This is a genomic window from Microcoleus sp. D3_18a_C4, from assembly GCF_036702415.1.
Classification (GTDB): Bacteria; Cyanobacteriota; Cyanobacteriia; order Cyanobacteriales; family Microcoleaceae; genus Microcoleus.
Genome location: NZ_JAUBTI010000075.1, coordinates 22,423 through 34,124, shown reverse-complemented (window position 1 = coordinate 34,124; position 11,702 = coordinate 22,423). Strand labels below are relative to the sequence as shown.

Here is an 11,702-nt window from a genome sequence, read left to right as displayed (position 1 = left end):
TAGAGTCGAACTCATGCACTGGCTAATTTCATAAAGTCCTTTTTTTGTCAACTCCTAATACTGAACCGACGCCCTAGGGTCGCACCTGAATCGATTAGCTGTTCAATATTAGCGAGATTTCTTTTAATGTATTGGAGTTGTTTTTTTAGTGCCTGTCTTCTTTTTTTTCGGGTGCGCTGTCTTTTTTTAGCTACTGCTAAGTAGTCTTTTCTTGCTAGATTAGGGTAGGTTCTTGGTTTTTTACTGGTTGGATATTTGATCTGTTTATACAGGATGTCTATAATTTTTTCGGTATGAACTCTGGCTTTGTTTAATAGTCCTAAGTCGGTCGGATAGGTAATGTCGGCTGGGGCACAGGTAGCATCTATGATTAATTTTCCGCGATTGGGTGACTCATTTTTGGCGTCCGAATCCTTTTTTTTTTCTGGTTTGACGCTTAGTGATTTCTCGCATTTTTTCAACCAGGCGTTCGTTCACTTTATTAATTAGGTTGGGACTAATTCGTTGCCGAAAGTGTACTAAGAGTGATGGGTCAAATGCGAGTTCGTTGCTGTAGCTTGATTTACCGATGAAGTATTGCAGATACGGGTTTTCACGGATCTGTTCTACTGTTTCACTCGGAGCTAATTCCTAATTTTTCTTTAATAATTAATGCCCCCAATGCCAGCCTAAAGGATTTAGCAGGGGCCCCCTTTTCTGTGGGGAAGTTGGCCGCATATTCTGATTCAAATTCAGACCACGGGATTATTTGGGCCATTTTTACCCAACGGTTATCTGCTGACAACTTTCCACATGAGGGCAGTTCAAAGTCGGAGGGTGAGGGGTGAGCAAGCTCAGCTTTTCGGTACACGATCGCAGATACGGATTTTTAACACTATTCGTAGTGGTCAGGTAAAACCTAAGCACTACAGATAGAGTTTATGGATAATTCCTAAATTTAATGTCACCAAGCTAAAATCTGAACTTTAAGATTTAAAATCCTTGGACATAGGATTAAGCCACAGCAGAATTGTCCGTTTTAATTCATTTAATTCCCGATACACTTCTTGTTTGACCCATTGCCCGATCGCGTCGAAGGGCGTAAAAATTTGACCCACAGGCCAGCTAACATCTTGCCCCAAGGGCGTTTGATGGTTGCCCGCTAGAGTCTGAACTGTAATCATGTCGGAAAATCGTGCTTTTAGCAGTTTGGTCAAAAGCAGGGTTTGGTCGATGTTGTCGCCGTTAAATTTGACTAAAAGATTGCGCCGGATTTGATACCTATCTTGGACGAGGCGATTGGTGTCTTGGGGGGACGGGGTAAACTCGACTTTAAAGACGGGGGAAATTTGCTCGACGATCGGGATTGCTTCGGATGCCGCATAATTATTGAAAGAGATCAGAATATTGCCTGCCCTTTCTATGTCAAATACAGAACCGATCAGCAAGTGCAGTTTGCATCCCATGCTGTGTCCCATCCCGTAAACGGGGAGATAGGAAGATTTGAGCAATTTAGTGGCCCGCAGGCGATCGAGGGCATTTTCAAATTTGTTGAGGACATCGCGGGCGATCGCAATATGATCCAAAGTATTGACAAACGGCGTTGCGACTACAACATATCCTTGATTCCCCAAAGCCTCTAACAGCCAGCGATAGGTGACTTGCGGTGCTGTCGCCACAAATGCACCGCCGAGAAAATGTACGATCGCGATCGGTCTTGAAGGAATTAATACCCAGTTACCAGAAATTTCTTGCCAGTCCATAAATTCAATCTAATTCCAAATAAAAAGGCGATCGTCCTCTGAAGGTAGAAGGCCGAATGTTTTATAAATTTTTGCTTTTATTTTCGGCCTCAAAAAGGGGTTTGCTACCCATTTTTTAATTCCAAAAACTTTCCTTTTTACTTATACATTATTTATTCTAACTGTTGTGGGGGCAAATAGCACGGCTGGCGATCGCTGCTATTTTCGCCCTGTATAGGGTTGAAGGTGGCGGCCGAATAAATCAAGGCTGACATCCGATCGCGGCTTTCAAATATTTGTATATGGTGTCCTATCGCACGGCTGCAAGCCGCTGTAGCTGGTATTGCGGGTAATTGACCCGACAGGATATTAACAGTCAAATACGGCTCAAAACCCCCCATATCGCGTATTAATCAGCCCCTGGGCGATCGGCGTCGATTCGGCTTTATTGGCAGCACCTAATTTCTTAACTAAACCCGCATACAACTATAACATCCTTTAGGAGAACCCCCCGATTTCAGGCGATCGCTGGGGGTTTAATTCTGCCGAAGGACCAATACCTTCTGCGGTTTGATGACTCAACTTTTCGTGAGTCTTCATCCATTTCCACTTGTGCACAGTAGCTTGAGGATTGAGCACTGTGGTAGCGATGCCGTAAACAATAGTAGGCAAAACCTCCCGATTCAACCAACTTTGTCCCAGCTTTCTCATGTAGTGCAGTGCCAAAACTTCTCGGAATTTGTTTAGCCGTTTCAAAAGCGGCAAATTCTTAAAACATAACTGTTCGTACTCGTTGAGCGATAACTCTTTTTCTCCCCGCAAGCGCCGCAGTTGGTTTTCCTTGACACAATCAGAAGCTATGCGCTTTTTGAACCAGTGCTTATCTGTGAGAGAGTTCCCTCTAATTCGATAATTTCCCAAAGGTTCTGTCGCCGCTAGCAAACCGTACTTTTGAGCAATTTTGGTAAATAACTCTGTATCTTCTCCTACCTGCCAATCTTCTGGAAACCCGCCTTCTTGGAGTAGAATAGAGCGATCGACTACAACAGAAGAGGGGAAAACCCAAGGACTTTCGCCTGTCTCCTTAATCGCCTGCATTTCTGCTTTAGTGGTAGGATAGGTGGCAATGTAACTCAACTTGTTGCCGCGCTTGTCTAAATACCGCAAAGCGTGAGCCACAGCTTTGACTTCAGGATTGTCTGCGAGCATCTTCAAACAAACTTCTAGCTTGTTGGGTTCCCAGGTATCGTCGCTGTCGATAAACGCTACATACTGGCCTGTGGCGCGATATATCATTAAATTTCTCGCCTTAGAAACCCCGTAATTTTGGGGATTCCGAAAGTATTGAATTCTCGAATCTTCCTCTACCAGCTTCGCAGCAACTTTGTCAGTAGCGTCAGTAGAGCAGTCATCAACAATTAAAATTTCTAGATTCTTGTGGGTGCCATTGAGTACGGAGGCAACTGTCTCGGCCAGAGTGTCGGCAGCATTGAATGCAGGAATGATTACGCTGACTTTTTGGCTGTTCATAACTTGCATTAAGGTGTGGTTTGGTAGTTGTGCGCCGAACTATCGTATCGAAGCAGACACTCTGACTCATTTACTTGCAAGTACCTGTAGTAAGGAAACTTGCCTACATACTGCCAATATAACAGGTTTACGGACATCAGTGCGATCTGCCATAAGGAGGGGACAGCCCTTAGCAGGCGGAGTGCAGACTATTATTTGGCGGGCCATTTTTCTGACACAAAGGCGACGGGTGCGAGGGATTGAGGGTTTTTACCGGGGACTGGAGTTGTCCTAAATTCGATCGCATCTTTTAAGTCTGCTATAGCAATCCTAAATCATTGGTGAATTTCTTACTCCCGAGCAAGCGGGTTCGGGGAGGGTTGGGGTGGGGTAAAAAATTTACGACTCCTGCAAGGATTGCTATATGTGTTGCATTACCATAGCCATTACCTAAAATACTGAGGGTTTTGCTGTTGCTAAATCACGCTCTGAAACACAAATAATTTGAAAATTCATAACCGTGAATCCTGGTTTATATGATTGGCATCTTTAGTTTTTCCTACAGTAAATCAGCCACGCCGTTTTTCTGCGTTAATCAGCTTTTTTCAAATCAGGATTTTCTCAAAAAAGATGCTTTTTCTAACTTGTTTACTTATTAAGTTGCCCTAAGCTGTCCCTCATTTCTTTATTTCTCTTTCACCGCGAGAACCTCCTGGGGTCAAATCGTTTCCCCATCTGCCATAACAGGTAATTTATCTGCGATTGAACTCAGTACCGCTAGGTCTTAGGGAAGACCCTCGTAGAATTATACTATAAAAAATCCTCGCCTCACCCGTAAAAAATGTTGCCAAATTTCTTGAGTAAAGTGCGAATTTATACTTGTTGCCTAACAGTCTTGGTGTTGGGTGGCTGCCAGCAGCAGCTACAGGCAACCTTGCAGCAACAGCGCAGCAAACAGGGGATGGCAGTTTCAGCTCACCCTCTGGCGAGCGCTGCGGGGCTGGCCCTGATGCAACAGGGCGGCAATGCAGTGGATGCGGCGGCTGCTACGGCTTTGGCAATTTCTGTGGTGGAGCCTTTTTCGGCGGGAATCGGCGGGGGGGGTTTTTTGCTGCTGCGGCGGGCCGAGACGGGGACTGTGCAAGCGCTGGATTTCCGGGAACGAGCTCCGAAACGGGCGGCGCGGGATATGTACCTCGACAAGCAAGGGAAGGTGCGCCAAAGGGCAAGTCTGGACGGGCATTTGGCGGCGGGGATTCCGGGTACTGTTGCTGGACTTTATACGGTGCACCGCGAGTATGGTAAGTTGCCTTGGGCACAGGTGGTGGCGCCGGCGATCGCCCTGGCTGAAAAAGGCTTTCCGGTAAGTTCGCGGTTTACCACGGCTACCGGGCGACGACTGGATGTGCTCAACAAAAACCCGGCGGCGCGGGAGGTTTTTACTCGCAGTGGCATTTTATACCAGCCGGGTGAGCTTTTGGTGCAGCGGGATTTGGCGCGGACTTTGGGGCAGATTGCTGAAAACCCCCAGAGTTTTTATACCGGGGACATTGCGCGGGCGATCGCCGCCGATATGGCTAAAAACGGTGGCATTATCACTCTCGAAGATTTGAAAAACTATACGCCGATTTGGCGAAATCCGGTTTGCGGCAACTTTCGCACTTACGAAATTTGCGCGATGTCGCCTCCTTCTTCCGGCGGCGTTCATTTGTTGCAAATCTTAAATATTCTGGGAGATACGGATCTCAAGAGGTTGGGGAGGCAAAGTCCAGATACTTTGCACCTGCTGGCGGAGAGTATGAAGATTGCGTATGCTGACAGGGCTGAGTATTTGGGCGACCCGGATTTTGTGAGGGTACCGGTCAAAGCTCTGACTAGCACCAATTATGCCAAATTGAGACGATCGCAAATCCAAATGTCAAAAGCCACACCCTCCAGCGAGGTAAAGGCTGTTGACGCTGAAACTTTGAGTCGCTTTGTGTGGGAGTCTCCCGAAACTACCCACCTCACGGTAGTTGACAAAGATCGCAATGTGGTATCCTTGACGTTTACAGTGAATGGGGGTTTTGGGGCTGGAGTCGTGGCCGCGGGTACGGGAATTTTGCTCAACAACGAGATGGATGATTTTGCAGTCGCGCCGGGAGTGCCGAATTTGTTTGGTTTGGTGGGCGGGGAGGCAAATTCGATCGCCCCAGGGAAGACTCCTTTATCGAGCATGACGCCGGTCATCGTGACAGAAAATGGCAAATTTCGTCTGGCTGCGGGGGCTCCCGGAGGCAGCACGATTATTACCACGGTGTTGCAAATTGTACTGAACGTATTGGTTTACGACATGAATGTCGGCGATGCTGTATCTGCACCGAGGATTCACCACCAGTGGCAGCCCGATCGCCTGAGGGTGGAACGGGGAGGTTTTGAGGCTGCGACGCTTTCGGAGTTGCGGCGGCGGGGACACCAGATTGTTGAAGGTGACGGCTGGGGCAATGCCAATGCGATCGTCCTAACTGCAGACGGTTGGTTGGAAGGGGCTGCCGATCGGCGCGGGGAAGGAGAAGCCAGGGGGTTTTAGTCATCAGTCGATTAGAGATTTTAGATTTTAGACGGGGGCGAGCCGTCGAGCCGCGCGAGCGTCGAAGGATTTTATATCTACTCCACAGATGAATCTGGGATGTTGAACTAGGGTCAAAAATTTTGATCTCTCTACGACAGGAATCGGGGGCTGGTATAGTTTTTTTGGGCGATGTCATCTTTCATGACTCATGAGTCATTAGCTATTAGTCATTAGTCATTAGTCATTAGTCATTAGTCATTAGTCATTAGTCATTAGGGAGAGCGCCAACGGTATCAAAACCGGGGTTTTTGGGTTTCCCGTGCGTCAGTCATGAAATTATTAGCTGTGTACGTGTATTTTTGCATCCGTATTTTTGCCATGAGGTTTATAGGCTGACTAATTGCCAAGAAGTACCAAAAAATTTAACCACAAAAAGCGTATATACACTTATGTGTAAAGTTATTGTAAAGGCACTAGACATTAATACTTATATAATGTCAAAATTAAGTTGTGCATAGGATCAGGTTTGTATCTTCCAGGAAAAATTTATGCTAATTACTCACAAAATTGCTGCCTTAACAGCTACATTAACTACTGCTCTGAGTTTGTTGGCAGCGCCAGCAATGGCATTTTCGGTAGGGGCAACTAATAACACTGAGACTTTGAAAAATAATTTATTGGGGGCTAATACAGCCGGGTTGAGTAATTTCTCTGTTTCAATTACGGGGAATTCGGCTGCTTTTGGTACTTTCACTAATGACCCCTTCGGTTTGACATCAGGTGTGGTTCTCAGCACTGGTAGAGTGGCCGATATACCGGGTCAGAATCTGAAAGATAACTTCACGACAAATGAGAGCGATTTAAGCACGGACTTTGGTGCTAAGGGTGAACGGGGGGATGTGACTCAGCTAAACCTCAGCTTTTTTGCGGATAGCAGGGTTCAAAAGTTGTTCTTTCAATATGTATTTGCTTCTGAGGAGTTTCCTGAGTTCGGCGCTTATGAAGAATTTAATGACGATTTTGAACTGCTGCTGAACGGCACTAATTTGGCCAAATTGAGCGACGGAAAAACAGTTACGATTAATAATCTTGTTCCCGATCCATATAATCGCTCTACATATCACCCAGACTATATTGACAACCCAAGTTTGACAGGTATTGCTGCTAACATCGTTAAGCTCGACGGTTTTACTAAAGTTTTAGGTTTTGAGGGTTTGCTCAAGCAAAATCAGACGAATGTTCTCAGCATCCGCATTAAAGATGTGGGCGATGGCTATTTAGATTCTGCTGTATTTATTAAAGGCGGTTCTGTGGGGACGGTTCAACCTGAGCCGGTTCCCGAACCCATGACTGTGGGGGGCTTGATGGGGGGAGGCGCTATGCTGGCTGCTGGACGAAAGTTACGCAATGGCCGTGGCTCAAGTAATTAATAACGGATGTTGAAGGCAGAAGGCAGAAGGCAGAAGGCAGAAGGCAGAAGGCAGAAGGCAGAAGGCAGAAGGCAGAAGGCAGAAGGGAGAAGAAAGAAGGAAAAAATAGAACAGGAACCATTTTGGCGGTTGCTGTAATATGAATCTAGATTAGCCGTGTTGGAGACAGAAAGGGGGTTTGATGAAGGAAAAGACCTTGTTGCAGTTGTTGAACCGGGTAAAAAAACTCGGTTTGTGCGATCGCGATCGCGTAATATGATGTCAAGTAATTTAACCATTATGGGTACGCAGCGAGGAATGCAAGTCCTCATACAATTGTGACGACGAATGCCCTCACTACGAACCAATTTTCTTGCGGTTGTTCTAGCGGACAGAATATAAGTTTTTATCCCAAATTCGCAAAGGGCGGATTTTTTTGTATGTGGAGTTGCAGCAAATATTGCGGGTAAAACCCGCGTCTACAACCACTGACTAAAAACTAAATAATTTAGCTATGAACAGTACCGTCGGGTAAGATTGTACCTGTTAATGTAGTCCGGGTAAGTTTGACCATAACTCGATCGCCGTAACCGATTTTCGCTCCTGTCAAGTCAGCACCGCTCAAGTCAGCACCGCTCAAATCGGCTCCGATTAAGTTGCTTTCTCTCAAGTTGGCATTGATCAAACAAGCTCCTAACAAATTGGCCCGGAACAAGTTTGCTTGGTGCAAATTCGCGCCTGTGAGATTGACGTTGTGTAGAAAAGCATCACTTAAGTCGGCTTCACTCAGGTTTGCATTGCTCAAGTTTCTTCCAGAAAAATCCTTTTCTTTTAAGGAGGCTCCTTGGAAGTTGGAACCGCTCAAATCGGGAGCTTGGGGCCCAGCTTGGCGGTAAGACTGAGATGGCGGTGGCTGCGATTGGTAGCGGGACGCCTCTGAATAGGGCCCTGCAGGGTTTCCCCCATAGTTTCCCGGATAATTTCCAGGATATTTTCCTGAAGAGGGTTCCGAAGAGTAGCGGGGTTCTTTTGGGTTGGCCGGTGGTGGCTGGGTGTTTTGGTGCTGGGTGTTTGGATACTGAGTATTTCTGTACTGAGTGTTTTGGTACTGAGTGTTTTGGTACTGAGTATTGGGTTGCTGAGTGTTTTGGTACTGAGTGTTTTGGTACTGAGTGTTTTGGTACTGAGTATTGGGTTGCTGGGTGTTTTGTTGCTGGGTGTTTTGTTGCTGGGTGTTTCTGTACTGAGTATTTTGTTGCTGGGTGTTTTGTTGCTGGGTGTTTTTGTACTGAGTATTTTGTTGCTGGGTATTTTGTTGCTGAGTGTTTTTGTACTGAGCGTTTTGTTGCTGGGTAGTTTGTTGCTGAGTGTTTCTGTACTGAGCGTTTTGTTGCTGGGTGTGTTTGTGCTGGGTGTTTTGGTGCTGGGTGTGTTTGTGCTGAGTATGTTTGTGCTGAACGTTCTGATTCTGACCTCTTGGTTGAATCGATCGCAATTGTTCGCGAGCTTGATTAATTTCCTTAATCTTTTCTTCAGCTTTCTGTAGTAGTCTGGGATTGTCTTTGGGGATGCGATCGGGGTGCCAAATGAACGCTAAATCCTTGTAGGCTTGGCTAATTTCTTCTCTGGAAGCTCCCGGCAACAGTCCCAGCACTTTATAGTATTGGTCGAGGTCGTTCATTGTACCACCTTTCGCTTTAAGAAATTAGGAATTAAAAATTAAGATCGGAGCAAAAGCCGTTCTCAAAGCTTGCTTGTCCGATCGTGCATTAGATGAACAATAACTCAGCTAAGCCGCTGCTGGCAAAAATTCTCGAATTCGCTGCAAGTATGTTGCAGCATCCTCCAGCATCGGAAAGTGAGCCGTATTCGGAATTATAACAAATTCTACTTTTTTGCTGAGGGAGGCCGCTTGCTCTCCCATGACGGCGGGGATAATTTGGTCAAATTCTCCGGCCACAAGCAGTGTGGGAACACTCAGCCGCGCAAATTCTTGGGGCATTTCCTCGGCTGCTCTTTTGCTGACGGCTGTCACCATTGTACCTATAGCAGCTTGCTCGTCTGCCATTAAAAAATCCTTCAGAAACGCCAGACTGACCTCTGTGGGCAGGGAACGGCGCAAAAACCGGGCCATAAATAGCCGATCGGCAAAAGGAATCGATGCCAGCCAAGATGGTCTAAATTTTACCACATAGCCACCGAATTTGTGAAAAGTTGTAAAAGATTTTTCGTCGTATTCAAAAATTCCGCTGCAAGTGAGAATTGCTTTCTCTACTTTTTCGGGGTAAAGGTTGAGAAATAAAGTAGCAATTGATGCACCTGTAGAGTGAGCATTGAGAAAGACGCGGCTTAAATTCAGAGATTCTAATAATTCAGCTAAATCGCGGGCATAGGTTTCGAGTTCGTAGCTGGACTCAGGAGGCTCTTTCGGCAAGGGCGATCGACCAAAACCTCTCATATCGTAAAGCAAACAATCAAAATCATCAGCAATAGCCCGTGCCGTGCTTTCCCAGTAGCGCGCTGAGCCCGCCCAGCCGTGCAGAAATACCATCACTGGTTTCCCGCTAGGTTGGGTACTGTTATCTGCCGTTATCCACTCGTAATAATGTTCTACACCGCGAATTGAAATGAAAGACATGATATTGATTTGGGATTCTGAGATTTTAGATTTTAGATTTTAACTCATAATTGTTCAGTAAATACCAAAATTCCCGCCTTCTTAAAGAAGTCAGGAATCTCAAGACTACACCCATCAAAAAAATCTGCGTTAATCTGCGTCAATCCGCCCACATCTGCGGTCAAAAATTACCAACATAGGAACCAATCATAAATCTTAAGCCGCAGAAGCAGCCAGCCAAAATAAACCATCTACCAAAAGCGTGCTTAACACCGCGCCGCTAAACGCGCGCCAGTGCAGTTGCGTGCCGCGCAAACTCAGTAAACCGACTGTTAGCAACACAGCGATTAAAACTAAAGCACAGCCTATGCCCCAAGGAGTTTCGATTTGACCGATCGCACTTTGAAAAATCGGCATTGCTAATTCCGGTTCCGCGTGCATCACTTGGCGCCAGTAGGGCATCAACCCTGTTAAATAAAAATATAAATCGGTAATGGCAGTGCCAAATAGCGAACCCAAGTAAAAATAGCTGCCAACTTTTCCCCAAGATTTGTCCAAGCACCAAATAGCAAAAGGCAAGCCAATTGCTTCTATAGGTAGATGTAAAATAGGTTCCCATCTGAACCAGCCCCAATAGATAGAACCTGCGAGCCAACATCCGGCAAATCCTAATAATAAATCTCCCCAAAGTTGTGTTTTGGGGCGGAAAATTAGAATTAAACTCAGAACGAACCAGGGGATAGTTGACAGCAAACTGATGGTTGGATATAAGCGAACTAAGGGTGCTTGCACGAAGACTGGAATTGAGACTAAAAATGCTGAGGCACTAAATATTAACCACGGTTTGAGGCTGTTTGTTGTGGCTGAAGTGACAGAATTGTCGAGGCGGGCGATGGTGGCAATAGGTGCGATCGCTGAGGATACTAAATTTTGATTAAACAACTGATTGGACTCCGTATTGTTTCAATAGGTGGACTAAAAATTTTGCTGCGGTTGTGGGTGCGACAGTCTCAATGCCGGCGGCGGTTTGGCTGACGTGCCAGCCTTTTGCCGTTTGGGGATTTCGCCACAAATCCAAGTGTTCGATCGCGGGATCTGCATAAAAGCTTTCTCCATCGCCACCGAGAATTGCCGAACTCCAGTGTGTAAAGCGATCGTGGCTGATTCGGTGGATCGGAAAATTGCCCCCCAGGGGTACTCCCCAACCGTCTAAGGCAAAAAAAGCCCCGACTTTGCCGCCGAGTTGCTGCCACATCCAAGCCGCCCCGATCGCCCCGGCTACTCCTGCCGAAAAGCTGACAAATACTAGACTTTCTCCTGCTAACTCTTCGCTGCACAAAAAGTGCAATATGTCAAGAGCTGAAAAAGGCGGATATTTATGAGCGGGAAAAATCTTGACACGATCGACTATTTGCTGGTTTTGGCGATCGGCTGCCAGTCCCCAAAGCCCCGAAAGTCCCGCCAGGAAACAGTCGGTTAGCTTTGGTTCGTGGACTCCGGGGCAAATTACCAGTCTCATAGTTCGTCAAGAAAGTTAATATAGTTCGCAACATAACTTTATCATATAGCTATTATATCATATACTACCCCAGGGGATAGGGTGTTAAACTTATAATAGAGTCAAGTTTGAAGAGTATCCCCCCAAGTTAAAAGCTGGGAACGCTCCAAACCGCATTAATCTGAGGCAAGGTCAGGGAGTCTTAAGAAAACATAAAAGTTATCCCCCCCGGCCCCATGCCCTGTCAAGCTTAGCAAAGGCTGATTCTAGTTTTAAGCTGTTCTGTATTTAGATTTAACTTTTGGGGCGGCGTCGAAGCTGACCCCACAAAAGCTTAAAGAAACAGGATTGTGAAAATTAGAGGCCTGCCAACTTAGCTGCCCTACGAATTTCGGGT

At 46.2% G+C, this 11,702-nt stretch carries 11 protein-coding genes and 1 pseudogene; 4 read left to right on the top strand and 8 right to left on the bottom strand.

Annotated features, from left to right (window positions below):
- Positions 1-74 precede the first annotated feature (74 nt).
- The 4 genes and pseudogenes from QUB16_RS24640 to QUB16_RS24625 all read right to left on the bottom strand — a co-directional run.
- Positions 75-850 (bottom strand): annotated as a pseudogene (locus QUB16_RS24640) (transposase); the annotation flags it as partial.
- A gap of 115 nt (positions 851-965) precedes the next feature.
- Complete coding sequence (locus tag QUB16_RS24635) at positions 966-1,742, bottom strand: DUF1350 family protein (protein WP_333320180.1); 777 nt, start codon at positions 1,740-1,742, stop codon at positions 966-968.
- A gap of 152 nt (positions 1,743-1,894) precedes the next feature.
- Positions 1,895-2,122, bottom strand: coding sequence for a hypothetical protein (locus QUB16_RS24630; RefSeq protein ID WP_333320179.1), 228 nt, complete (start codon positions 2,120-2,122; stop codon positions 1,895-1,897).
- 97 nt (positions 2,123-2,219) lie between these two features.
- Positions 2,220-3,251 (bottom strand): glycosyltransferase family 2 protein, encoded by a 1,032-nt coding sequence (locus tag QUB16_RS24625; RefSeq protein WP_333320177.1) that lies wholly within the window; start codon positions 3,249-3,251, stop codon positions 2,220-2,222.
- Positions 3,252-4,071: 820 nt separating this feature from the next.
- On the opposite strand from QUB16_RS24625, the gene ggt reads away from it, so the two are divergent.
- The 4 genes from ggt (at position 4,072) to QUB16_RS24605 (ending at position 7,532) form a co-directional block, all read left to right on the top strand.
- Positions 4,072-5,799, top strand: coding sequence for a gamma-glutamyltransferase (gene ggt, locus QUB16_RS24620; RefSeq protein WP_333320175.1), 1,728 nt, complete (start codon positions 4,072-4,074; stop codon positions 5,797-5,799).
- A gap of 530 nt (positions 5,800-6,329) precedes the next feature.
- Entirely contained in the window at positions 6,330-7,211 is an 882-nt protein-coding gene (locus QUB16_RS24615; RefSeq protein ID WP_333320174.1) for a choice-of-anchor L family PEP-CTERM protein, read from the top strand.
- 6 nt (positions 7,212-7,217) lie between these two features.
- Positions 7,218-7,349 (top strand): hypothetical protein, encoded by a 132-nt coding sequence (locus QUB16_RS24610; RefSeq protein WP_333320172.1) that lies wholly within the window; start codon positions 7,218-7,220, stop codon positions 7,347-7,349.
- 18 nt (positions 7,350-7,367) lie between these two features.
- Positions 7,368-7,532, top strand: a complete 165-nt coding sequence (locus QUB16_RS24605) for a hypothetical protein (protein WP_333320170.1) — start codon at positions 7,368-7,370, stop codon at positions 7,530-7,532.
- A 166-nt stretch (positions 7,533-7,698) separates the two neighbouring features.
- Here the strand turns inward: QUB16_RS24605 and QUB16_RS24600 are convergent, their stop codons facing one another.
- From QUB16_RS24600 to QUB16_RS24585, 4 genes are all read right to left on the bottom strand, one after another.
- On the bottom strand, positions 7,699-8,871 hold the full coding sequence (locus QUB16_RS24600) for a pentapeptide repeat-containing protein (RefSeq protein ID WP_333320168.1): 1,173 nt from the start codon (positions 8,869-8,871) through the stop codon (positions 7,699-7,701).
- A 108-nt stretch (positions 8,872-8,979) separates the two neighbouring features.
- Positions 8,980-9,828, bottom strand: a complete 849-nt coding sequence (locus QUB16_RS24595; RefSeq protein WP_333320167.1) for an alpha/beta hydrolase — start codon at positions 9,826-9,828, stop codon at positions 8,980-8,982.
- A gap of 195 nt (positions 9,829-10,023) precedes the next feature.
- On the bottom strand, positions 10,024-10,749 hold the full coding sequence (locus QUB16_RS24590) for a DUF3120 domain-containing protein (protein ID WP_333320165.1): 726 nt from the start codon (positions 10,747-10,749) through the stop codon (positions 10,024-10,026).
- Positions 10,742-11,326, bottom strand: a complete 585-nt coding sequence (locus QUB16_RS24585) for a hypothetical protein (RefSeq protein ID WP_333320163.1) — start codon at positions 11,324-11,326, stop codon at positions 10,742-10,744. Before QUB16_RS24585 ends, QUB16_RS24590 begins: the two co-directional genes overlap by 8 nt.
- Positions 11,327-11,702 lie beyond the last annotated feature (376 nt).